The organism is Lysinibacillus sp. FSL K6-0075 (assembly GCF_038592945.1).
Classification (GTDB): domain Bacteria; phylum Bacillota; class Bacilli; order Bacillales_A; family Planococcaceae; genus Lysinibacillus; species Lysinibacillus fusiformis_F.
Genome location: NZ_CP151947.1, coordinates 47,092 through 70,818, shown reverse-complemented (window position 1 = coordinate 70,818; position 23,727 = coordinate 47,092). Strand labels below are relative to the sequence as shown.

Genomic DNA, 23,727 nt, shown 5'->3' with positions numbered 1-23,727 from the left:
TAAGCTAGTTAATTGTCAATCCCAAAAAATTTTTTCGCATTGGCTGTAGTTGCTTGTGCAATTTCCTCAATTGTCAACCCTTTCAAACGTGCGATTTCCTCAGCAACTAAAGGCACGAAAGCGGGTTCATTACGCTTACCTCGATGTGGATGTGGAGCTAAATAAGGAGCGTCTGTTTCAATCATCAGGTGCTCTAGAGGTATTTCTGTAGCCACTTCCTTTGGTAGTCTTGCATTTTTAAATGTTACTGGCCCCCCAAGACTAATCATAAAATTCATAGCTATACATTCACGTGCTGTTTCTACACTCCCACTAAAGCAGTGCATGACACCCCCTACAGAAGCCGCATTTTCTTCACGCAAAATTTGTACAACATCACCTGTTGCATCCCTATTATGAATAATGATTGGCAAATTGATCTTTTGAGCTAATTGAATTTGCTTGCGAAAAAGTGCTTGTTGAACATCTTTTGGTGACTTATCCCAATAGTAGTCCAATCCAATTTCACCAATGCCAACTATTTTTGGATGTGATGCTAATTCCTCAATCCACTCTAAATCTTGTTGAGTACAATCAATGGCGTCTACTGGATGCCAACCAATGACACCATAAACAAAGTCATATTGCTCTATTAGTTGCATTGTTCTCTCAATGGTTTTACGGTCAAAACCAATGACCACCATTCTCTCTACTTTCGCTTCAAGGGCTCTATCAATCACCTCTTGAAGGTCTTCCTCATACCGGTCTGCGTTTAAATGTACGTGCGTATCAATATACATTTTCATTCTCCTAACATAGATTTTATTAAAATTTATTATTTCATATTTTTCGTAAGCATTACATTTTCGTTACAAACTATTTGGTATTGTGACATTCCACTTAATCGACAATACCCAAAATAGTTCTTTAAACCTATAAATTCACATCTTTCACGCAATATAAATTATTTCAAAATAATTTAATCCCAATTTCCCTAACGGATTTGAAAAGCCTGCTGAATAATTCATATTCAGCAGGCCTTTCTTAAGATCATTACTTTACTTTTGCACCATTTTCAAGTTTAGGATCAACAGATGCTAATTTTAAAATTCCATCTTTTTCACCAGCCAAAATCATTCCTTGTGATAATTCACCACGTAATTTTACTGGTTTTAAATTTGCTACGACAATCACTTTTTGACCGATTAAATCATCTGGTGTATAGAATTTCGCAATACCTGAAACTACTTGACGTTGCTCATATCCTAGATCAACTTGAAGCTTTAATAATTTATCCGCTTTCGGAACTGTTTCACATGCAGTCACAGTCGCTACACGCAAATCAATTTTCATAAAATCATCAATAGCAATTTCAGGAATTTCTGGGTTTTCGTCAGTCTTTGTAGCCTTTTTACTTTCTTCCTCCTGTGGTGTTTTCACAGAACCACGCATTTCCTCTCGAATATAAGCAATTTCAACCTCATTTTCCAAGCGTGGGAAAATAGGTATCCCTTTTTCTACCACTTTAATGTTTGCTGGAATAGTATTGCCGAATGTTTCAATTGTATCCCATGCTAAGAATTTGTCATCTAAACCTAACTGATCGATCATACGTTTCGGGGTTGTTGTCATAAATGGTTGTAACATGACAGCAATTTGGTGTAAGCTCTCTGCCAAATTTCGCATAACAGCACCTAATTTTGGCTTATCGGACTCTTCTTTTGCCAACACCCAAGGTTGTGTCTCATCGATATATTTATTAGTACGTGACACCAATGTCCATAAGTCAGCAAGAACGACACTAAATTGCATTTTTTCCATACTTTCTTCATATTTAATACGTACCGACTCAGCTTGCTCTTTTAACGCAGCATCAAATTCTGTCGGTTGAAGATTTTCTGTCGGAATAACACCATCAAAATATTTATTAATCATTGAAATAGTACGATTTAATAAATTTCCTAAGTCATTCGCCAAATCAAAGTTTGTGCGTTCTATAAATGATTCTGGTGAAAATACACCATCAGAGCCAAATGGTAATTCACGTAATAGGAAATAACGTGTCGCATCTAGGCCATAACGCTCGATTAACATTTCTGGATAAATAACATTGCCTTTTGATTTAGACATTTTACCGTCTTTCATCATAATAAAACCATGAGCAAATACTTTTTTTGGTAATGGTAAATCTAATGCCATTAAGAAGATTGGCCAATAAATCGTGTGGAAACGAACAATATCCTTCCCAACTACATGTACATCTGCTGGCCAATATTTATTGAATAGTGATTCATCCTCTGATAGATATCCTAAGGCTGTAATATAATTCGTTAATGCATCAACCCATACATAAATGACATGCTTTGGATCTCCTGGTACTTTAATACCCCAGTCGAAGGATGTTCTTGATACAGATAAATCTTCTAGCCCCGGTTTAATGAAGTTGTTAATCATTTCATTTTTTCGCGACTCTGGCTCAATGAATTCAAGGTTCTCTTCATAATAAGCTAATAAGCGATCCGCATATTTCTTCATATTAAAGAAGTACGATTCTTCTTTTACTTTGTGCACTGGGCGACCACAATCTGGACAGTTCCCGTCAACTAATTGAGTCTCTGTAAAGAATGATTCACATGGTGTACAGTACCAGCCTTCATATTCACCTTTATAAATATCACCATTATCTAAAAACTTTTGGAAAATCTTTTCGACAGCTTTCGTATGTCGCTCCTGCGTTGTTTGAATAAAGTCATCATAAGAAATATCCATTAAACCCCAAAGTTTTTTCGCAGCATCTGCGATTTCGTTTACATAATCTTGAGGATGTTTGCCCGCTTCTGCTGCTTTTTCTTGAATTTTTTGACCGTGTTCGTCCATTCCTGTTAAAAAGCGTACATCATACCCTTGTAAACGCTTATAGCGCGCAATAGTATCAGATGCTACTGTTGTATATGCCGTACCAATATGAAATTTCCCACTTGGATAGTAAATGGGTGTTGTTATATAGAATGTTTTTTGTTGTTCACTCACAAGAACTGCCTCCATTGTTTTACAATATACTTTCTATTCTAACGAAGTACGAAATTCGTTTCAATGAAAGTTTATCAAACGCGAAAATTGTCGAATAATATATCTAATCCATTAAATGACTTAAATAAGAACCTTTTTTACTATAAACAAAAATATTTATTAAAAACCTTTTAAAAAAATTAAAATACCTGCATTCTTCTCAAAAAATTTTTTTAAAAACCATAATATTAGTGCATTAATTAATTGACGTTTATGGCATTACTTGGTATGATAACTATCAGACAAAGAAATAATGTCGAAATTTGACGAAATACCAATATAACTTTTATAAATTAGGAGGAAATCTATTATGAAATCAACAGGGATTGTTCGTAAAGTCGATGAGTTAGGTCGTGTAGTAATTCCTATCGAGTTACGCCGTACGCTAGGTATTGCTGAAAAGGACGCTTTAGAAATCTATGTGGATGACGATAAAATCATCTTAAAAAAATATATGCCTAATATGACATGTGCTGTTACTGGTGAAGTTTCAGATGATAACTTCCGTCTAGTTGGAGGCAAATTAATTTTAAGTCCAGAAGGCGCTGAAATGTTAGTTAAAGAAATTCAATCTAACTTAAAAAAATAAGTGATTACTCACCTAAATCAAAAACAGTGATTTAGGTGTTTTTGTTTATATACAATTTAATATACCCAAAATCTAGAACCCTTATAATGTCCATGTCAGACCTTTCCTCTTAAGGTTACTATTATTTACAATTATTATCAATTTAAAATTATGTCTCAAAATCATTACATTTCAACTTTTTAAGTTATGATGACTAACTAAAAATAAAGAGCTACCCTACTAAGGTAACTCTTTACTATTATTCACTATGATATTCATTATAAACATCTCGTTTTGCCACTTTTCTTAGCTTAGCTACTTCCTTAATGGCTTCTTTTGAAGTGATATTGGATTGATTGATAATAAAATCAACATGTTCAACTATAGACATGTTTTGCCAATAGGCTTCTTCATGTTCTTCCTCTTCTACAGAGCTATTGCCTTCAAGGACAATACAAAACTCTCCTCGTATTTCCTCTGTTTGTGACCATTCTACAGCTTCGGCCAATGTACCTCGTAAAAATTCTTCAAATTTCTTTGTTAGCTCTCGAGCTAAAACAATGCGACGGTCCCCGAGTATAGCTTCCATATCTTTTAATGTATCCTTTAAGCGATGTGGTGCCTCATATAATAAAATCGTTTCTTGGCGTTTTTTTAATTGCTCTAATTGCTGGCGACGTTCCTTTTTCCCGCGGTTCAAAAATCCATAAAAGAAAAATGGCTGAGGCGACAAACCAGATGCAATTAACGCTGAAATCGCTGCATTAGGACCTGGCACTGGTACGACAGAAAAGTTTTGAGCAATTGCTTTTTCGACTATATCCGCACCTGGATCAGAAATACAAGGTAAACCTGCATCACTTACTAATGCGATTGTTTTTCCTTCTTGTAGCAATGTTAATAATTTTTCTCCACCTACGGCTAAATTATGCTCATGGTAGCTTATTAGTGGTGTTTCAATCTCGAAATAGTTACACAGCTTTTTTGTGTTTCTAGTATCTTCTGCAGCGATAATATCGGCTTCTTTTAAAATGCGAAGTGCACGCACGCTCATATCCTCCAGATTACCAATAGGTGTTCCTACCAGATATAAACAACCTGTCTGATCGTGTATTGTACTTTTTTGTGATTTCACGATTCACCCCTCCTTATATAATTAATTTTCTGTGATCTTGTTAATTGCTTAAAAGCATATTCCGCACGCATTGCTTCTTGCTTTGTCTCAAATATTTCTTTATAAATACATTTCACTGGACCTCTAGCTCTTGTATATTTTGCTCCTTTACCAGCGTTATGTACAGCAACACGTTTTTCTATATTATTTGTATACCCTGCATAAAGCGTTTGATCAGCACACTCTAACACATAAAAGTAGTGACTATTGCTCTTTTCCATACAGAATGTCTCTCACTTCTGCCGTGTATTCATTATTGGCATCATAGACATACAACGGCGGCAGAATTTTTAAATCTGGCTTTCCATCTTTGATTCCTTCTATTAATAATGTATTGGCCTCTTTCCCTTCCTTCGGATAAATAAGCTGCATCCGTTTAGGCTCTAAGCGATTTGCTCGCATAGCTGTAACAATATCTAATAATCGCCCTGGACGATGGACAAATGCCGCCTTGCCACCCTGCTTTAATAATTTACTTGCTGATTGAATCGCTTCTTCTAATGTTAAATATAGTTCATGTCTTGCAATGGCATGATGCTCACTAAGATTTTTATCACTTGCTTCATGTGCTAAAAAATAGGGTGGATTGCAGGTAACCGCATCATACTTTTCAATGCCTAATTGTTTCGGTATTTCTTTTACATCTCCAAGAATCATTTGAATTTGCTGTTCTAGTTGATTGTAACGTATACTTCTCTCTGCCATATCAAATAAACGTGACTGAATCTCTACTCCCGTTATTTGTCCCTTTGTACGTGCACTTAAAAAGAGAGGAATTACACCATTTCCTGAGCATAAATCAACAATTTTTCCCTTATGATAAGGAATATTAACAAACTTTGAAAGCAACACTGCATCCAATGAGAATGAAAAGACAGAGGAGCTTTGAATAATACGTAAATTTTCAGCCAACAAATAATCTAGTCGTTCGTCACCTTTTAGCCATTTTTCCATGCTTCTTCCTCCTACGCTACAAAACAAAAGACTGACACCACCGTAGCGGGAATCAGCCTTCTATTACACATTTTGTTTATTTAAAAATGATAGACAAAACAGACAATCCTCACCTTTACGGGAACTTCCAAAATGAACATGACAAACATGGAAGCCCTCCTGGTAGAGGCGAGCTAAGTTATCATATCCCTCACCAATATCTAGCGGACTCTCTTTCTTTACTTCAGCAGCTTGTACGGAGTTTGTATTAGAAAGTAGTTCTTCTAGACGTGTTCGTAGGTGATGATTTTCTGTCTCAAGCGCCTTATGCTCTTCCATCATTAACGCTACAAATTGTTTCAATGCACCAAATTGCTCCTGCATTGCTTCGAGCTGTTGTTCGAACTCCATAACGGTATCCAAGAAATTACGGTCCTTCACCCAAGCCACCTCGTTAAATTCTCTATCTTAAATAAGATTTTTTTCGCCTGCTAGCAGTTCTTCTAGTGTATACTCAACTGTGCGTTCCTGCTCGTGTAAATATACTTGAATAATTCTTTCCAGCACATTTAGCCCTACTACTTTTCCACGGCCATCTGGTGTCATTGTTATCTCACCAACATCTGGCATGCCCTCTTTTGCTTCTTCATATTCATCATTTTCATACTTTAAGCAACACATTAACCGTCCACAAAGACCAGATATTTTTGAGGGATTTAATGATAAGTTTTGATCTTTAGCCATCTTGATAGAAACTGGCTCAAAATCACCTAAAAATGTGGAGCAACAAAGCATTCTTCCACATGGACCAATGCCACCTAATAGCTTTGCTTCATCACGCACACCGATTTGGCGAAGCTCAATACGCGTTCTAAAAACTGAGGCTAAATCTTTTACTAGATCCCTGAAGTCAACTCGTCCTTCAGCTGTAAAGTAAAAAATAATTTTATTACGATCAAATGTATATTCAACATCTACTAGTTTCATTTCTAAATTATGCTCTATAATTTTAGTACTAGCGAGTTCAAATGCACGTTTCGATTCGGCTGCATTTTCCTCTACTTGTATACGATCACGATCATCCGCTGGTCTAAGTACTTGTTTAAGTGGTAATACAACATCATTATCACCCACTACTTTTTGAGGGACAACTACCTTTCCATACTCTACACCGCGGGCTGTCTCTACAATGACATATTGACTATCTTCTAGTAGAAATGATGCCGGATCAAAATAATATATTTTACCCGCCTTTTTAAAGCGGACTCCTACTACATTATACAAATGTATATCCCTCCTGCAGATTTAGCATTAACTGCTCCATCAATAACGTCCTATTCATGTTACGCTGTAAAGAGGCGCGCGCTTGTAAAATAGATTCCATCTGATTTGATAATCTTTCATAAGTGGAATATAGCGCAACTTCTTTAAATAGTGGTAACATGTCTGGATAAGTACAAGCTGCCTCGGGATTAGCTTTTATTGACACTATATCACGGTAAGCAAATAGTAGTAAATCCAATGCTTGCTCCATCTCGCTTTTTTCTTTAAAGTGAGGCAACCACTCTTCATGCACAATAAGCATTGCTTCGTGTACATTTTGCCGAATGGCCTCTACTAATTTTAACACTGTTTTTCGAGCGAGTGCAAACTGCTCATCATTCGCTAAAAATATAGCCGTTTCGAGCTCATTTGTCATCATGCTTACTGTTGAAGCCATTGAATGTGAAATATTATTTTCCTGTAAATGCTTCAACAAAACATGACGTGGCATTTTTTGAAATTTGATATGTTGACAACGAGAACGGATAGTTGGAAGTATTGACTGCATTTGCTCTGTTAGTAATATGGCAGTTACCTCTCCATCTGGTTCCTCTAAAAATTTAAGTATCATATTGGCAGAGGCTGTATTAAGACGGTCTGCATGATGAAGCACATAAATCTTACGTCCCTCTTCTACACCCATCATTTTCATTTCTCCAATGAGTTCTCGCATTTGATCAATTTTTATGAATTGACCATCAGGATAAATTTGATGAATATTTGGATGATTTCCCGAATCTACACGTTTGCAATTTCGACATGTTTCACATGGAACATTTCCACTTGGTTGCTCACATAACATTAATTTGACAAAAAAGTACATAATATCTACCTTGCCTGTCCCTTTTTCGCCATCAAAAATATATGCATGTGCTAATCTATTCTTGTCAAAAATCGTTTGAAGTTGCTTCATTACGACTGGTTGTAGTGTGAGTAGCTCTTCAACATTCTTGGCCATACATTTAAATTCCTTCCTGTGTCTATAACAAAAAGTGCGACTTTCTTGCACTCTTACTTTTTGTAAAGAAACATTACAGTGGTTCTACTTTAGTGGCAAGTTGCCAACTTAACATTTGAAAAAAGCCCGCGCCTATATGAGAACGAGACACGGGTTTTACATATATAAATTAATTAGTAAGCCTTTAATCTCACCGATTTTATCAAGGAGATCTATTGCTTCTTTTTCTTCATCTAAGAGATCCTGTGCAAGTTCGACAAGACGTGTATCAATGGTTTCAATGATTTTTAAACGTCTTCCTTCACCAAAACGATTCCAGGTATGTGATTGTTTTAACTCCATACCATGTTCTACTGTCTCTTGTAGAAATCGTTTAACAAGCATTTTAAACCTAGCAAGTTCTCGTAAATTACGTGATCTAGCAACTCGGTCACCTGCAGTAGATATATCCCCTAACAAACGTGTTAGTTGTTCTGTTTGCAGCTTATTACCTTGCTTGACGACCATATCTCCAAATCGGTTATTTTGATTATTATTTTGTAGTGGCTCTTTGCGATTTGTATTTAACCCGACACGTATATCTTGATTAATCTTCAAGCTGGTTTCGCCCCCACAATTTTTATCTATTTCTCCTAGGCATAATCGCTTTTAAATAACTATTAGTTTTTTTAAAATGTCTAATAGTAGCTAATAATCAATAATTCAGCTTCGGAGGCTACTTTTTAAAAATGATGGAATTGTTCAATCGGTAAAACAAATACAGTAGCTCCTCCTACCTCAACCTCCACAGGGTAAGGTATATAGGAATCAGCATTTCCTCCTAACGGAGAAACTGGTGCAACCATTTGCTCTCTTGCTCGACAATTATCCCGAATAATATCTAAAAGTTTGGGTATGAGAGAGTCTTCAGTTCCTATAAGAAACGTCGTATTTCCTGAACGTAAAAATCCTCCTGTGCTCGCTAATTTAGTTGCGCGAAACTGATTTTTCGTTAAAGCATTTGATAAGCGGCTGCTATCCTGATCTTGCACTACAGCTACGACTAACTTCATTCGCACTCACCCCTTTTATAAAATTCACCTAGATAGATTTCAATACTATTCCTAAGCATTAGCTTATAAACATTTATCTTGATTCAGCGGATGTTTATACACCCGTTGAATATAGGGGAACACCATCATGTTGCCCGCCTACACAATGCAGGTTTGTTAATCTAAAAACTAAATCTGCGTGAAAGCGAAGCGTCAGCGGCAATTGCGCTCCGACGTAATGGGTACTCCCACAAATGATGTTATCCTAGTGAAGATAAATTAATGGATAGTATCATTATATCACATTGTTGTAGACAACTTCATGCTTTTACTGCATTGCTTCCAATAATAATAACCATACATCTTCCACAACATTCTCAATATCTTGGTCTGCGTTGACCACACGTATTCGTTCTGGGTACTGCTCTACTAGTTGTAAATATCCTTCACGCACCTTCTGATGAAACGACAAGCTTTCAACGTCTAAGCGGTTTACTTCCCGATTGCCAGTTGCATGAATACGTGCTAAGCCTACCTCTGGTGCAAGATCAAATAATATAGTCACGTCAGGCAATTTTTTCCCAATAGCGAACTCATTAATAGAAAGCACTTCATCGACACCGATTCCTCTTGCATATCCTTGATAGGCTAAAGATGAATCGATAAAACGGTCACATATAACCAACTTCCCGGCATCTAAAGCAGGTCGTACTTTTTCAAAATAATGCTGGCTTCTTGCTGCAGCATATAATAATGCTTCTGTTCGTTCGTCCATGGCTGTATGTGCAGGATTCAAGATGATGGTTCTTATTTTTTCTGCAATCTCAATTCCACCGGGTTCTCTTGTTGCCAGAACTTCAATATTTTTTTCTGTTAATCGCTTTGCTATCATTTGAATGACCGTTGTTTTTCCTGCTCCCTCGGGACCTTCGAATGTAATAAATAAATTGCTATTCATGCTGTTATTGCCTCCAACTATTTAATGACCTGAATCATTTTTTCTGCTAAACGATGATTCCCTTGGAATGTCGCACCTGCTGCTAATAGCTCTTCCAATTGACTTAATTTAGCTACTGTTATTCTTTCTCCTGGCACTAACAATGGTATACCAGGTGGATAAGGTATAATCATATTTGCTGAAATCCGGCCCATTGTACGCATATATGGTAACCATTCTTTATTTAATGATGCAACCTCATTAAAGGTATAGATAGGCTCAGTAATCGGTACAAAATGATAGGCTGTATGAGAAGCCGTTATGCTATCGGTTTTAGCTGTGTTTAATAGCATAGTTATAGCCTCTTTTATACGAATTCTGATTTCAGCAAATGGGTAGGTATGTCCTTGCTTCAGCAAAGGTAACACAAATAAGACCTGATTCGCATCTGCCAGCTCCCCATAAACATGCTTCGCCTCTAATGCCTCTTGTAATTGAAAACCACTATAACCATTAACACGTAACAATACTTTAAGTGGATCATCTACTTCAATTACTTCCAATGAACCAATCGAACGTAATGCTTCAATCCATTGATTCTTTTTTTCTATTATATATGCCCCATCACTCTCCATATATGTCTGTACATAATAGCGAGCATCATCTAATGAAGCTAATAATAAATAAGATGGGCTACTAGATTGTAACATGCGTAAATAATGATGTATTTTGTCAGCCGCTATCAATTCCGACTTAACATGCATAAAAGAAGCCATCGTCATAGCTGGTAGAGTCTTATGCGCTGATTGTACAACAATATCTGCTCCAAATGACAATGCGGATGGCTGAAATAAAGTACATGCATTAAAATGAGCGCCATGTGCTTCATCCACCAATACAGGTATTCCTTTTTCATGACAATAAGCAATTTGCTGCTGTATTTCATTAGAAGTCATCCCATAATAAGTAGGATATGTCAGAACAACTGCTTTCGCCTCTGAATAATTTTCTACTGCTTCTTTTAAATCTCTATAAGTCACATGTGTCGCCGATAATGTTCGTTCATCCCATAGCGGTGACACAAATATTGGCTTAGCCCCAACAAGTTCAATGGCATGGAAAATTGATTTATGTGCATTACGCTGAACAATAATCGTATCGCCCTTGTTACAAGTAGCATATATCATTGCTAAATTTCCAACAGTAGAACCTCCTACTAGAAAGAAACTCTTCGTTGCTCCATATGTATCTGCCAATAAATTTTCTGCTTCTAATATCATTTCCTCAGGATAATGTAGATCATCTAAACCTGATAATTCAGTTACATCATAACGCATTACATCTTTAAATGCTTGTGGAAGGTGGGACAGTTCGCCATGCTTATGACCTGGGACATGAAAAGAAATATTTTGTTGTTGTCGAAAACGTTCTAACCCTTCAATAATTGGCTTTTTCTTTTGCAAAACAAACACCCATTTTCGTTAGATTCTCCTTTAATTATACGAAATTATAAGGAGATAAAAAAGCTATCCCTCGACAAGGTCATCCATTTTTATTTAATAAACAAATTTTTTCAACAAATTATCTTATTATCAACCAGGACATCTTGATGTCATTACCGCTGACACTGCGCTCAAAAATAAAACAAGTATATTCACTCTTTCTTATAAGGAGAAAGTCTTCTATGCCTGAACCATCTCTTTCTGTACAAGTAATATTTGCTGAATCAAAATAAAACCGATTATTACAGATGACAGTAATAATCGGTTCTCCAAATCTTTTCATATCACTATTCTTTTGCCACTTGAAGAGCCATTGCTTCCACTAATTGCTCGACTAGCCGAGGTACAAAGTTATCTAATACCGGATTCATCATTCCCGCTAAAAATCCACTTGCTTTCATTGTTAAATTACCAGTCAGTTGAGGTGATTCACCTTGATTTTGTTTTATTTCAAAAGAACCATCACCATTTATCGGATCAGATAAACCCTCTAAATCAAATAGTACTTGATGAGCATCTGATTTTTTCATTTTAAGTTCTACTTTAACCGCTTTTTGAATAATGCCAAAATCACCTTGGAAGACCCAAATCATATCATTTTCATTTAGTATTTCGTGATGTAAATAACCTGGTATTAAAACAGCCCATTGTTCTCTATTTTGAATAAAATTCTCTAATTTTTCTTTCTGTATATTGATTTCCTTATTACATTGTCCTGTTGCCACTCCATTGCACCCCTTTGTTTATTTTAATTACTCTATTAAACTTTAACATTTTATAGGATTCTAAATAAACAAAAAAACCACTGATTTCTCAGTGGTTACTTTTTTGCCTAGCGACGTCCTACTCTCACAGGGGGAAGCCCCCAACTACCATCGGCGCTAAAGAGCTTAACTTCCGTGTTCGGTATGGGAACGGGTGTGACCTCTTTGCCATCATCACTAGACATGTATTTAATTGAAAGTGTTGTTCTTTCAAAACTGGATAAACGTGCATTGAATGGTTCAAACTTTTTTGGTTAAGTCCTCGATCGATTAGTATTCGTCAGCTCCATGTGTCACCACACTTCCACCTCGAACCTATCTACCTCATCGTCTTTGAGGGATCTTACTTACTTGCGTAATGGGAAATCTCATCTTGAGGGGGGCTTCATGCTTAGATGCTTTCAGCACTTATCCCGTCCACACATAGCTACCCAGCGATGCCTTTGGCAAGACAACTGGTACACCAGCGGTGTGTCCATCCCGGTCCTCTCGTACTAAGGACAGCTCCTCTCAAATTTCCTACGCCCACGACGGATAGGGACCGAACTGTCTCACGACGTTCTGAACCCAGCTCGCGTACCGCTTTAATGGGCGAACAGCCCAACCCTTGGGACCGACTACAGCCCCAGGATGCGATGAGCCGACATCGAGGTGCCAAACCTCCCCGTCGATGTGGACTCTTGGGGGAGATAAGCCTGTTATCCCCGGGGTAGCTTTTATCCGTTGAGCGATGGCCCTTCCATGCGGAACCACCGGATCACTAAGCCCGTCTTTCGACCCTGCTCGACTTGTAGGTCTCGCAGTCAAGCTCCCTTGTGCCTTTACACTCTACGAATGATTTCCAACCATTCTGAGGGAACCTTTGGGCGCCTCCGTTACCTTTTAGGAGGCGACCGCCCCAGTCAAACTGTCCGCCTGACACTGTCTCCTGCCCCGCTAAGGGGCATGGGTTAGAATTTCAATACAACCAGGGTAGTATCCCACCGACGCCTCCTTCGAAGCTGGCGCTCCGAGATCTCTGGCTCCTACCTATCCTGTACAAGTTGTACCAAAATTCAATATCAGGCTACAGTAAAGCTCCACGGGGTCTTTCCGTCCTGTCGCGGGTAACCTGCATCTTCACAGGTACTATAATTTCACCGAGTCTCTCGTTGAGACAGTGCCCAGATCGTTACGCCTTTCGTGCGGGTCGGAACTTACCCGACAAGGAATTTCGCTACCTTAGGACCGTTATAGTTACGGCCGCCGTTTACTGGGGCTTCAATTCGCAGCTTCGCTTGCGCTAACCACTCCTCTTAACCTTCCAGCACCGGGCAGGCGTCAGCCCCTATACGTCACCTTACGGTTTTGCAGAGACCTGTGTTTTTGCTAAACAGTCGCCTGGGCCTATTCACTGCGGCTCTCATGCGCTTGCACGCTCAAGAGCACCCCTTCTCCCGAAGTTACGGGGTCATTTTGCCGAGTTCCTTAACGAGAGTTCTCTCGCACACCTTAGGATTCTCTCCTCGACTACCTGTGTCGGTTTGCGGTACGGGCACCTCTCACCTCGATAGAGGCTTTTCTTGGCAGTGTGAAATCAGGAACTTCGTCCATACGGACTCGCCATCACAGCTCAACGTTACAGTGTGCGGATTTGCCTACACACACGCCTTACTGCTTGGACGCGCATATCCAACAGCGCGCTTACCCTATCCTACTGCGTCCCCCCATTTCTCAAACGGTGAGGAGGTGGTACAGGAATATCAACCTGTTGTCCATCGCCTACGCCTATCGGCCTCGGCTTAGGTCCCGACTAACCCTGAGCGGACGAGCCTTCCTCAGGAAACCTTAGTCATACGGTGGACGGGATTCTCACCCGTCTTTCGCTACTCATACCGGCATTCTCACTTCTAAGCGCTCCACCAGTCCTTCCGGTCTGACTTCAACGCACTTAGAACGCTCTCCTACCACTGACATCGTAGATGTCAATCCACAGCTTCGGTGAATCGTTTAGCCCCGATACATTTTCGGCGCAGCGTCACTCGACCAGTGAGCTATTACGCACTCTTTAAATGATGGCTGCTTCTAAGCCAACATCCTGGTTGTCTGTGCAACGCCACATCCTTTTCCACTTAACGATTACTTTGGGACCTTAGCTGGTGGTCTGGGCTGTTTCCCTTTTGACTACGGATCTTATCACTCGCAGTCTGACTCCCGTGTATAAATATCTGGCATTCGGAGTTTGTCTGAATTCGGTAAACCGGGATGGCCCCCTAGTCCAAACAGTGCTCTACCTCCAGTATTCTCATCACGAGGCTAGCCCTAAAGCTATTTCGGAGAGAACCAGCTATCTCCAAGTTCGATTGGAATTTCTCCGCTACCCACACCTCATCCCCGCACTTTTCAACGTGCGTGGGTTCGGGCCTCCAGTAAGTGTTACCTCACCTTCACCCTGGACATGGGTAGATCACCTGGTTTCGGGTCTACGACCACGTACTATTTCGCCCTATTCAGACTCGCTTTCGCTGCGGCTCCGCCTTCTAAAGCTTAACCTCGCACGTAATCGTAACTCGCCGGTTCATTCTACAAAAGGCACGCTATCACCCATTAACGGGCTCTAACTACTTGTAGGCACACGGTTTCAGGATCTCTTTCACTCCCCTTCCGGGGTGCTTTTCACCTTTCCCTCACGGTACTGGTTCACTATCGGTCACTAGGTAGTATTTAGCCTTGGGAGATGGTCCTCCCGGATTCCGACGGAATTTCACGTGTTCCGCCGTACTCAGGATCCACTCAGGAGAGAACGAACTTTCGACTACAGGGCTTTTACCTGCTCTGGCGGACCTTTCCAAGTCGCTTCATCTAACTCGCTCTTTTGTAACTCCGTATTGAGTGTCCTACAACCCCAAGAGGCAAGCCTCTTGGTTTGGGCTCTTCCCGTTTCGCTCGCCGCTACTCAGGGAATCGATTTTTCTTTCTCTTCCTCCAGGTACTTAGATGTTTCAGTTCCCTGGGTCTGCCTTCAAGACGCTATGTATTCACGTCAAGATACTACGCGATTAAACGTAGTGGGTTCCCCCATTCGGAAATCTCCGGATCAAAGCTCACTTACAGCTCCCCGAAGCATATCGGTGTTAGTGCCGTCCTTCTTCGGCTCCTAGTGCCAAGGCATTCGCCGTGCGCCCTTAATAACTTAACCAAGTTATTAAGCCTATAAAAAAACTTAAAAAATAAATGTGTTTGTTACAATTTCAATGTCGTTTTATCCAGTTTTCAAAGAACAAGTTTTGAAGTGTTTCATTCAGAAGAATGAACCTTCAAAACTGAACGCAAAACGTAATCTTACAAACCCAAGGTTTGTATTCCGAAATAATCCTTAGAAAGGAGGTGATCCAGCCGCACCTTCCGATACGGCTACCTTGTTACGACTTCACCCCAATCATCTATCCCACCTTCGGCGGCTGGCTCCAAAAGGTTACCTCACCGACTTCGGGTGTTACAAACTCTCGTGGTGTGACGGGCGGTGTGTACAAGGCCCGGGAACGTATTCACCGCGGCATGCTGATCCGCGATTACTAGCGATTCCGGCTTCATGTAGGCGAGTTGCAGCCTACAATCCGAACTGAGAACGACTTTATCGGATTAGCTCCCTCTCGCGAGTTGGCAACCGTTTGTATCGTCCATTGTAGCACGTGTGTAGCCCAGGTCATAAGGGGCATGATGATTTGACGTCATCCCCACCTTCCTCCGGTTTGTCACCGGCAGTCACCTTAGAGTGCCCAACTAAATGATGGCAACTAAGATCAAGGGTTGCGCTCGTTGCGGGACTTAACCCAACATCTCACGACACGAGCTGACGACAACCATGCACCACCTGTCACCGTTGCCCCCGAAGGGGAAACTATATCTCTACAGTGGTCAACGGGATGTCAAGACCTGGTAAGGTTCTTCGCGTTGCTTCGAATTAAACCACATGCTCCACCGCTTGTGCGGGCCCCCGTCAATTCCTTTGAGTTTCAGTCTTGCGACCGTACTCCCCAGGCGGAGTGCTTAATGCGTTAGCTGCAGCACTAAGGGGCGGAAACCCCCTAACACTTAGCACTCATCGTTTACGGCGTGGACTACCAGGGTATCTAATCCTGTTTGCTCCCCACGCTTTCGCGCCTCAGTGTCAGTTACAGACCAGATAGTCGCCTTCGCCACTGGTGTTCCTCCAAATCTCTACGCATTTCACCGCTACACTTGGAATTCCACTATCCTCTTCTGCACTCAAGTCTCCCAGTTTCCAATGACCCTCCACGGTTGAGCCGTGGGCTTTCACATCAGACTTAAGAAACCACCTGCGCGCGCTTTACGCCCAATAATTCCGGACAACGCTTGCCACCTACGTATTACCGCGGCTGCTGGCACGTAGTTAGCCGTGGCTTTCTAATAAGGTACCGTCAAGGTACAGCCAGTTACTACTGTACTTGTTCTTCCCTTACAACAGAGTTTTACGAACCGAAATCCTTCTTCACTCACGCGGCGTTGCTCCATCAGGCTTTCGCCCATTGTGGAAGATTCCCTACTGCTGCCTCCCGTAGGAGTCTGGGCCGTGTCTCAGTCCCAGTGTGGCCGATCACCCTCTCAGGTCGGCTACGCATCGTCGCCTTGGTGAGCCGTTACCTCACCAACTAGCTAATGCGCCGCGGGCCCATCCTATAGCGACAGCCGAAACCGTCTTTCAGTGTTTCACCATGAGGTGAAACAAATTATTCGGTATTAGCCCCGGTTTCCCGGAGTTATCCCAAACTATAGGGTAGGTTGCCCACGTGTTACTCACCCGTCCGCCGCTAACGTCGAAGGAGCAAGCTCCTTCTCTGTTCGCTCGACTTGCATGTATTAGGCACGCCGCCAGCGTTCGTCCTGAGCCAGGATCAAACTCTCCATAAAAGAAATTTGATTAGCTCAAATTGTTTTGCTGGCATCAATTTTGATGTCCAAAATTTTTGTTTCGTTCACTAACCGAAGCTAGCTACTTAAAACTTTATTGATTACGTTTTGCTTGTTCAGTTTTCAAGGTTCATTTGTTTGCCGCTGTTTCAGCAGCAACTCTTATATAATACCATGCACTATACATTGTGTCAACAATAATTTTTAAATTATTTTTTCGTTTCAACCAGTTGTATTAGCGACTTCTATAACTATACCAGAATCTTTTTATAATGCAAGCCTTTTATAAAAAAAATATTAAAGCTGTTATTCCTAATACACCTGGAATACCTAAGACAGCGATTGTTAAGACAGAAAACAGATTGATTGGCACATTATATCCTATATAACCAATAACTAAATGAATTACGAATAATAATAGAAAAGCAAATGCAAATCTAAACCAAAACACCGATAATCCTTCTAAGATTTTACCCAGTTTAGCATGTCTTATTATTACATAAAGAAAAAGAAGCCCAACAGGAATACAAATACTCATAATTACTAACCAAGACATATAGTTGCCCCCTCAATTAAATAATTATGAAAGTTTATGTTTCCTGTTTTGCTTCTATGAATATTTTAAAAAGAACTATTTTATTAATACCTTACGAATTCTAGCTTCCTTAAACAAATAGAAATGAATACTTTCTGCAGTTTTGCGTTGAGCAATCACACCAAGATCATAATCATCCATTAATTCTTCTATTATCTTCGCCTGCTGTAAATCCTCTTTTGTTTCTTTAATCAGATTCACAAGCTTATCATCGAATTCTTTTTTTAGTTTCCCTTTACTACGGAAGAACATATTAATCCCTCACTCATAACTCGCGTCGGCCTTCCATTGCCTTAGATAGCGTAACCTCATCTGCGTATTCTAGATCTCCACCTACTGGTAATCCATGCGCAATACGGGTCGTACGAATACCTGACGGTTTGACTAGGCGAGAAATGTACATAGCGGTTGCCTCACCCTCAATTGTTGAATTCGTAGCTAAAATAAGCTCTTGGACACTTTCATCTTGCAAGCGCACTAACAAAGAAGCAACATTAATATCTTCTGGACCGATACCATCCATTGGCGAAATAGCCCCCTGAAGTACATGGTACATACCATTGTAGTCGCGCATTTTTTCCATTGCGATCACATCTTTTGTATCTTGCACAACACAAATAACAGAATGATCTCGCTGCTTATCTGTACAAATGTGACATGGATCTACATCCGTTATATTGCCACAAACAGAACAGTAGCTTAGGTTTCGTTTAGCATCAATCAGTGCTTTAGAGAAAGATAATACATCGTCTTCCTTCATTGATAACACAAAAAACGCCAGACGAGCCGCAGTTTTCGGCCCGATACCTGGCAATTTCATAAAACTATCGATCAATTTAGATATTGGTTCTGGGTAGTACATATGAATACCTCCTAGAATGGAAGGTTTAAGCCTTGAGTGAATTTACCCATAGTTGAGTTTGTTTTTTCTTCTACCTTTTTCAACGCTTCATTTGTTGCAATAACAATTAGGTCTTGTAACATTTCGATGTCTTCAGGGTCTACTACAGATTCATCAAGATCTACTGAAACTACTTCACGCTGACCAGAAACTGTTACTTTCACCATACCGCCGCCTGCAACACCTTCAAATTGCTCAGCATTTAAAGCTTCTTGAGCCTCCATCATTTCCTTTTGCATTTTTTGCATCTTTTTCATCATACCTTGCATATTTCCCATTCCACGCATAAATGTTTTCCTCCTAAAAATTTAATCTTCAATAATTTCAACAAAATCTTTACCAAAGAGCTTTTCAGCCTCTGTCACAAGTGGATCTTGTGAAGCGAGAGGTTGGGCATCATCGATAAATGGTTCTTCTGGCATTTCTGCCGGTGGTGGCTCTAATAATTCCTCACCATGCTCTGATACAGTCTGCGTTTTCTTTTGCTGTAAACCATGATCACGAATAAACTCTTCACGCATTTTCAACCATGATTCTTCAGGTATGCATAGCATCTCGTACATTGTACCAGTTTGCCCTGCCATTAATTGTGTAAAGTGAGCCTTTAAAGACTGGTTGTCGGCAACCATCTGACAATGAATATCATACTTGAATTTTAACACAAAAGCACTTGAAGATGCCGCAACAGGTTCGGCTTCTGCTAAAAGAGCAGATTGAGATTTTTGCAGTTGACTTAAAGCTTGTGCCCAAATGGACTTGATACGTTGCACATCTTGCTTAGTAGCGTCTTTCAGCACTTCCTGAATACGACCCGTCGGCGCTTTATAACCATTCGGACTTTTAGCTCTCGGCTTTTGCTCTTTTTGTGCTGCCGACGCTTGAACAGGTGCCCCTGTTTGCAGTTGTAAGGATAATTGCTGAACCATCTGCTCTAGAGCTATAATCTTTTGAGTGAGCTCAGGACTTTGCACCGTTTCGTTTGTGGCCACTGATTGATGGATTGCTCCTCCCGAAAACTGTACCATTTTAAGCAAAGCCGTCTCTAAATAAATTTTCGTATGGTGAGAGAAGCGCATTTCCTGCTGTGTTTTTGCGAGTATATCAATATAGCCATAAAGCATATCTGGTGCAAAGTCGTGTGCTAAAGTAAATACGCGTTCCTCAGGGGACACGAGCTCTAAAAGTTCAGCTAAATCATCACTTGTTTGAAGTAATAATAAATCACGGAAAAATGTAATTAAATCCTCTGAGAGACGCAATGGATCTTTACCATCAGCTATAAGTTGCTCTAAAAGTGCAAGCATTTGCGCAACATCTTTCACTTTGAGTGCCTCAGCCAATTCATAAAAAATATCCTGACTAATTGAACCTGTAACTAACAACGTATCTTCAAGTTTTAATTTTTCCCCACTAAAAGACACAACTTGGTCCAATAAGCTCAAAGCATCACGCATTCCCCCTGCGGCAGATTGTGCAATTACCTTTAAACCTTGGTCTTCATATGGTAAATCAATATCTTCTAAAACAACCTTCATCCTTTCAATAATATCATTAGTAGAAAGTCGTTTAAAATCAAAGCGCTGACAACGAGAAATAATCGTTGCAGGCAATTTATGAGGCTCTGTTGTCGCTAAAATAAACACAGCATGGGGAGGTGGTTCTTCCAATGTTTTCAAAAGAGCGTTAAAAGCACTTGTAGAAAGCATATGCACTTCGTCAATGATGTACACTTTGTATCTACTGCTTGCAGGAGCAAAACGAACCTTTTCTATGATATCCCTAATCTCTTCAACACGTGAATTCGAGGCTGCATCAAATTCAATGACATCTGGATGAGAACCATCTGTAATACTTATGCATGTAGCACATTCATTACACGGTTCTTTCGATGGTGCATGTTCACAATTTAAGGCCTTTGCAAAGATTTTAGCCGTACTTGTTTTCCCTGTACCACGAGGTCCAGAAAATAAATACGCATGTGTTGTTTTATTTGCTAGGAGAGCATTTTGTAGCGTTCTTTTGACATGTGCTTGGCCAGACATTTCTCGAAAAGATTGCGGTCGATACACACGATAAAATGCTTGATACGTCACTATTTTCCTCTCTCCTTCTCCATTTAATTGAATAGATTTATTATAGCATTTGCTGCATTATATAGAAAACGAAGTTGCTAAATTAAAATAAAAAAGCATCCGCCTATAATAGACGGATGCTTTGAATTGGCAATTTAATGCCGTGCACCTTTCCTTGACAGCCGCACATAAGCGTTACTCTTGTCGTTAGCTCAGATTAGGCAACCCCGCGGCACATGAATAAGACCACTTAATGCTGCTTCCTTCCGGACCTGACATGGTTCATGGGTATCCATTGCGCAGGACCCAATCGTCAACACTACGTGCAAAAGGCAGACCAAACAATACGGACAGCCTCGAAAAAGGAATTCAGTCTCGCTAGAGCGGATTGCGAGTTACAGGACACCGCTACCTTCCCACCTAGCACGGCAATAACTAGTATACTGACTGTTTGTATAAATTGCAACTTAATGCACAAATTATTTATTTCCAAGTCATGATTTAAACAATATAAATTTTTTCAAAAAATATATTGACGCTCGTTTCTAGTTATGATAAATTTATTTCTGTCGATAAGACAGCAAAGCAATATAACATGGAGGTATACCCAAGTCTGGCTGAAGGGATCGGTCTTGAAAACCGACAGGCGGGTAACACCGCGCGGGGGTTCGAATCCCTCTACCTCCTCCAGTTTTAAATTTCCGACTACAAATGTAGCCGTTTTTTTTTTGCCTAAATTGTATGTATGACTTGTTAGATACCACTTCCACCTCGGTTGTGGTATTTTTTATTATATCAATGATGGGAGGTTATTGAATTGCAATCGAAATTACTTATGACGCGTGCTTCCCTTACTTGGATTTTCATTATTGCTGTTATGACCGCAATTGGTAGTGAAATTAAAATTATGCCTTTTGCTAATACAACTTTCCGTTTTGGTTTAGGAACAATTGTCTTCTTTTTATGTACATTAATTAAACCTACACCTATTATTTTGGCTGGCGTTGCTACAAGTATTGTGACAACTATTTTTCGTGTTTTTAATTCCACATTACATGATGTTCCGATTTCTGAGAGTATATTTAACCATTTACCAGCCGGTTTATTTTATGTATTGTTTGCACTATGCCTGCAAATTTTAGATATTCAACAATACAGAGAAAAACCACTAAAACTTGGTTTACTCGTTGCCTTTAGTGAGGTCATTAGTAATTTAGCTGAACAAATTTTTCGCTTCTTTGTCCAAACGTATACTTTTTTATTTCTTCATGACCTCTTGATCCTATTAGCAGTAGCATTATTACGAAGCTTTTTTGTAGTAGGGATTTACAGCTCTATTTTGATAGCTGAACAAAAAAAACGGGTACAAGAAATGCTGAATATTGGATCTGACCTCTATGTTGAGACCCTCTATTTAAAAAAATCAATGAACCATATTGAAACAATTACGGCTAGTGGTTATGAATTATATCGACAGTTAAAAACTCTAGGTTATCGAGCAGAAAGTTTACAAGCACTTCATATTGCCCAGGAAATCCATGAAGTGAAAAAGGATTCTCAACGTATATATGCCGGTATTTCAAAGATTGTTGGTGAAAAGAGCTTTGGCCCTTTTGTATTATCTGAATTATTGCATTATATTGAAGAAGGTAATAGGAAATATGCAGAATTACTCGGTAAGGAGATACAATTTAATACATGTATAGACTTCGATTTTCAAACAAAAGATCATATTGCACTCCTTGCTCTATTAAATAATTTATCAGCCAATGCTGTTGAGGCTATTGAAGAACAAGGGATCATTTCTATTGCTATTGAGCGCCAAGAAGATAATACTGTAATAACAGTATGTGATGATGGACAAGGGATTTCACAAGCAGATATTTCTGTTATTTTTGAACCTGGGTACACCACTAAATTCAATGTTGATGGTGTAGCGGCAACTGGCATTGGGCTTTCACACGTTGCTGAACTAGTAGAAAAATTAAAAGGCTCAATAACCGTTGAATCAAACAATCAATACACAACGTTTAAAATCATAATTCCTACGCAAACTATTCAAATGGGAGAGACTTAAATGAGGTATTTTATTGTAGACGATGATCGTGCAAGTCGTGTTATGTTAAAACAAATTATTGAAGATAGCGGGTTAGGTACAGTTATTGGTGAGGCTCGCAATGGTGAGGATGCCATTCCACAAATTTTAATGACGCAGCCAGAGTTTGTGCTAATTGATTTACTGATGCCTAAGCTTGATGGTATAGCAACTGTAGAACAACTTATGCAAAATCGTTTCGAGGGACAATTTATTATGATTTCACAGGTAGTGAATAAAGAAATGGTTGGCGAAGCTTATGAGCAAGGAATTGATTTCTTCATTCATAAACCAATCAATCGTATTGAAGTCGAAAATGTTTTGAAAAAAACAACTGAACAATTTCGACTCAAAAACTCACTATTAGTGATACGTCAATCTCTTACAAACATTGAGTTAAGTGAACAAAAGGCTCATAAAGCTACATCACGAGATCATATTCAATCTATTTTGAATGATATGGGGATTGTCGGGGAAATTGGTAGCGAAGATATCATTGCCATTATAGAAACATTACTTGCTCACCAGCACAAGATTGCACCCCTTCCTCCATTAAAAGAGCTTTATGAAGAAATTGCTGCTGTGACCAAGGCTACACCAGATGAAATTTTAAAAGAGAGTAAAGCCATCGAGCAACGTGTGCGTCGAACAATATTAGCTGCCATGATTAATCTCGCTAATTTAGGGGTTGTCGATTACACAAACTCAGAATTCGAGTACTATGCCCCTCGCTACTTTGATTTTAAAGAAATTCGTCAGCTCATGACACAGATTGAAGATCACGATAATCGTAAAGCAAAAGTAAATATTAAGAAGTTTATTCAAGTGTTATATTCAGACATTTTAACAAAAATAAATTAATTTTCTCGGATTTTGTCGGATTCCATAAGTCCTCCGTATTATTAAAGTAAGGCA

At 39.6% G+C, this 23,727-nt stretch carries 21 protein-coding genes, 1 tRNA gene, 3 rRNA genes and 1 other RNA gene; 4 read left to right on the top strand and 22 right to left on the bottom strand.

Translation table 11 applies throughout. The features are described 5' to 3' along the window. Positions 1 to 8 precede the first annotated feature (8 nt). Together MHB65_RS00320 and metG are read right to left on the bottom strand one after the other, a co-directional pair. Positions 9 to 779: a TatD family hydrolase gene (locus MHB65_RS00320; RefSeq protein ID WP_342442130.1), complete on the bottom strand. Its 771-nt coding sequence runs from the start codon at positions 777 to 779 to the stop codon at positions 9 to 11. Positions 780 to 1,032: 253 nt separating this feature from the next. Beyond that, positions 1,033 to 3,009 carry a methionine--tRNA ligase gene (metG, locus tag MHB65_RS00315; protein WP_205446348.1) on the bottom strand — a complete coding sequence of 659 codons (1,977 nt, stop codon included), beginning with the start codon at positions 3,007 to 3,009 and terminating at the stop codon, positions 1,033 to 1,035. 349 nt (positions 3,010 to 3,358) lie between these two features. On the opposite strand from metG, the gene MHB65_RS00310 reads away from it, so the two are divergent. Beyond that, positions 3,359 to 3,637, top strand: a complete 279-nt coding sequence (locus MHB65_RS00310) for an AbrB/MazE/SpoVT family DNA-binding domain-containing protein (RefSeq protein ID WP_004229214.1) — start codon at positions 3,359 to 3,361, stop codon at positions 3,635 to 3,637. A 238-nt stretch (positions 3,638 to 3,875) separates the two neighbouring features. Here the strand turns inward: MHB65_RS00310 and rsmI are convergent, their stop codons facing one another. The 20 genes from rsmI to ffs form a co-directional block, all read right to left on the bottom strand. Beyond that, the gene (gene rsmI / locus MHB65_RS00305; protein ID WP_342442129.1) at positions 3,876 to 4,751 is read right to left on the bottom strand and encodes a 16S rRNA (cytidine(1402)-2'-O)-methyltransferase; all 876 of its coding nucleotides are present in this window, start codon (positions 4,749 to 4,751) and stop codon (positions 3,876 to 3,878) included. Beyond that, on the bottom strand, positions 4,748 to 5,011 hold the full coding sequence (locus tag MHB65_RS00300) for a GIY-YIG nuclease family protein (RefSeq protein WP_205446346.1): 264 nt from the start codon (positions 5,009 to 5,011) through the stop codon (positions 4,748 to 4,750). Before MHB65_RS00300 ends, rsmI begins: the two co-directional genes overlap by 4 nt. Then, positions 4,995 to 5,744, bottom strand: a complete 750-nt coding sequence (locus MHB65_RS00295; RefSeq protein ID WP_342442128.1) for a tRNA1(Val) (adenine(37)-N6)-methyltransferase — start codon at positions 5,742 to 5,744, stop codon at positions 4,995 to 4,997. Before MHB65_RS00295 ends, MHB65_RS00300 begins: the two co-directional genes overlap by 17 nt. Positions 5,745 to 5,807: 63 nt before the next feature. Then, a complete protein-coding gene (gene yabA / locus MHB65_RS00290; protein ID WP_004229222.1) occupies positions 5,808 to 6,164 on the bottom strand; it encodes a DNA replication initiation control protein YabA in 357 nt (118 codons plus the stop codon). Between the two features lie 27 nt (positions 6,165 to 6,191). Continuing rightward, positions 6,192 to 7,007 carry a stage 0 sporulation family protein gene (locus MHB65_RS00285; protein ID WP_205446344.1) on the bottom strand — a complete coding sequence of 272 codons (816 nt, stop codon included), beginning with the start codon at positions 7,005 to 7,007 and terminating at the stop codon, positions 6,192 to 6,194. Next, the gene (gene holB, locus MHB65_RS00280; RefSeq protein ID WP_342442127.1) at positions 7,000 to 8,004 is read right to left on the bottom strand and encodes a DNA polymerase III subunit delta'; all 1,005 of its coding nucleotides are present in this window, start codon (positions 8,002 to 8,004) and stop codon (positions 7,000 to 7,002) included. Before holB ends, MHB65_RS00285 begins: the two co-directional genes overlap by 8 nt. Positions 8,005 to 8,160: 156 nt before the next feature. Beyond that, entirely contained in the window at positions 8,161 to 8,601 is a 441-nt protein-coding gene (locus MHB65_RS00275) for a YaaR family protein (RefSeq protein ID WP_004229228.1), read from the bottom strand. A 125-nt stretch (positions 8,602 to 8,726) separates the two neighbouring features. After that, positions 8,727 to 9,056 carry a cyclic-di-AMP receptor gene (locus tag MHB65_RS00270; protein WP_004229230.1) on the bottom strand — a complete coding sequence of 110 codons (330 nt, stop codon included), beginning with the start codon at positions 9,054 to 9,056 and terminating at the stop codon, positions 8,727 to 8,729. A gap of 307 nt (positions 9,057 to 9,363) precedes the next feature. Next, positions 9,364 to 9,993, bottom strand: coding sequence for a dTMP kinase (gene tmk, locus MHB65_RS00265; protein ID WP_205446342.1), 630 nt, complete (start codon positions 9,991 to 9,993; stop codon positions 9,364 to 9,366). Between the two features lie 17 nt (positions 9,994 to 10,010). Then, positions 10,011 to 11,444: an aminotransferase class I/II-fold pyridoxal phosphate-dependent enzyme gene (locus MHB65_RS00260; RefSeq protein WP_342442126.1), complete on the bottom strand. Its 1,434-nt coding sequence runs from the start codon at positions 11,442 to 11,444 to the stop codon at positions 10,011 to 10,013. 317 nt (positions 11,445 to 11,761) lie between these two features. Further along, complete coding sequence (locus MHB65_RS00255; RefSeq protein WP_342442125.1) at positions 11,762 to 12,199, bottom strand: SRPBCC family protein; 438 nt, start codon at positions 12,197 to 12,199, stop codon at positions 11,762 to 11,764. Between the two features lie 105 nt (positions 12,200 to 12,304). After that, positions 12,305 to 12,420: ribosomal RNA gene (rrf, locus tag MHB65_RS00250) — 5S ribosomal RNA — on the bottom strand. A gap of 68 nt (positions 12,421 to 12,488) precedes the next feature. Beyond that, positions 12,489 to 15,416 (bottom strand): 23S ribosomal RNA (locus MHB65_RS00245). A gap of 181 nt (positions 15,417 to 15,597) precedes the next feature. Then, a 16S ribosomal RNA gene (locus MHB65_RS00240) occupies positions 15,598 to 17,149 on the bottom strand. Together the 16S, 23S and 5S rRNA genes form the textbook arrangement of a ribosomal RNA operon. A gap of 283 nt (positions 17,150 to 17,432) precedes the next feature. Continuing rightward, positions 17,433 to 17,705 carry a pro-sigmaK processing inhibitor BofA family protein gene (locus tag MHB65_RS00235; protein WP_342442124.1) on the bottom strand — a complete coding sequence of 91 codons (273 nt, stop codon included), beginning with the start codon at positions 17,703 to 17,705 and terminating at the stop codon, positions 17,433 to 17,435. 75 nt (positions 17,706 to 17,780) lie between these two features. Then, positions 17,781 to 17,996: a YaaL family protein gene (locus MHB65_RS00230; protein ID WP_004233954.1), complete on the bottom strand. Its 216-nt coding sequence runs from the start codon at positions 17,994 to 17,996 to the stop codon at positions 17,781 to 17,783. Between the two features lie 13 nt (positions 17,997 to 18,009). Then, complete coding sequence (gene recR, locus MHB65_RS00225) at positions 18,010 to 18,606, bottom strand: recombination mediator RecR (protein WP_205446338.1); 597 nt, start codon at positions 18,604 to 18,606, stop codon at positions 18,010 to 18,012. 11 nt (positions 18,607 to 18,617) lie between these two features. Beyond that, positions 18,618 to 18,932 (bottom strand): YbaB/EbfC family nucleoid-associated protein, encoded by a 315-nt coding sequence (locus tag MHB65_RS00220; protein WP_257962315.1) that lies wholly within the window; start codon positions 18,930 to 18,932, stop codon positions 18,618 to 18,620. 21 nt (positions 18,933 to 18,953) lie between these two features. Beyond that, entirely contained in the window at positions 18,954 to 20,738 is a 1,785-nt protein-coding gene (gene dnaX, locus MHB65_RS00215) for a DNA polymerase III subunit gamma/tau (protein ID WP_342442123.1), read from the bottom strand. A 140-nt stretch (positions 20,739 to 20,878) separates the two neighbouring features. Then, positions 20,879 to 21,146: signal recognition particle sRNA large type (gene ffs, locus MHB65_RS00210), an RNA gene on the bottom strand. Positions 21,147 to 21,314: 168 nt separating this feature from the next. Between ffs and MHB65_RS00205 the strand changes: the two genes are divergently transcribed. The 3 genes from MHB65_RS00205 to MHB65_RS00195 all read left to right on the top strand — a co-directional run bounded on the left by MHB65_RS00205 (position 21,315) and on the right by MHB65_RS00195 (position 23,673). Next, positions 21,315 to 21,407, top strand: a tRNA-Ser gene (locus MHB65_RS00205). A 127-nt stretch (positions 21,408 to 21,534) separates the two neighbouring features. Beyond that, entirely contained in the window at positions 21,535 to 22,794 is a 1,260-nt protein-coding gene (locus tag MHB65_RS00200) for an ATP-binding protein (RefSeq protein ID WP_342442122.1), read from the top strand. Continuing rightward, positions 22,795 to 23,673 carry a response regulator gene (locus tag MHB65_RS00195; protein WP_205446335.1) on the top strand — a complete coding sequence of 293 codons (879 nt, stop codon included), beginning with the start codon at positions 22,795 to 22,797 and terminating at the stop codon, positions 23,671 to 23,673. Positions 23,674 to 23,727 lie beyond the last annotated feature (54 nt).

Coding starts and splice junctions, on each gene's coding strand:
- MHB65_RS00320 (WP_342442130.1), bottom strand. CDS start 779: ATGTATATTGATACGCACGTACATTTAAACGCAGACCGGTATGAGGAA.
- MHB65_RS00310 (WP_004229214.1), top strand. CDS start 3,359: ATGAAATCAACAGGGATTGTTCGTAAAGTCGATGAGTTAGGTCGTGTA.
- MHB65_RS00300 (WP_205446346.1), bottom strand. CDS start 5,011: ATGGAAAAGAGCAATAGTCACTACTTTTATGTGTTAGAGTGTGCTGAT.
- MHB65_RS00295 (WP_342442128.1), bottom strand. CDS start 5,744: ATGGAAAAATGGCTAAAAGGTGACGAACGACTAGATTATTTGTTGGCT.
- holB (WP_342442127.1), bottom strand. CDS start 8,004: ATGGCCAAGAATGTTGAAGAGCTACTCACACTACAACCAGTCGTAATG.
- MHB65_RS00270 (WP_004229230.1), bottom strand. CDS start 9,056: ATGAAGTTAGTCGTAGCTGTAGTGCAAGATCAGGATAGCAGCCGCTTA.
- tmk (WP_205446342.1), bottom strand. CDS start 9,993: ATGAATAGCAATTTATTTATTACATTCGAAGGTCCCGAGGGAGCAGGA.
- MHB65_RS00235 (WP_342442124.1), bottom strand. CDS start 17,705: ATGTCTTGGTTAGTAATTATGAGTATTTGTATTCCTGTTGGGCTTCTT.
- MHB65_RS00230 (WP_004233954.1), bottom strand. CDS start 17,996: ATGTTCTTCCGTAGTAAAGGGAAACTAAAAAAAGAATTCGATGATAAG.
- recR (WP_205446338.1), bottom strand. CDS start 18,606: ATGTACTACCCAGAACCAATATCTAAATTGATCGATAGTTTTATGAAA.
- MHB65_RS00220 (WP_257962315.1), bottom strand. CDS start 18,932: ATGCGTGGAATGGGAAATATGCAAGGTATGATGAAAAAGATGCAAAAA.
- MHB65_RS00195 (WP_205446335.1), top strand. CDS start 22,795: ATGAGGTATTTTATTGTAGACGATGATCGTGCAAGTCGTGTTATGTTA.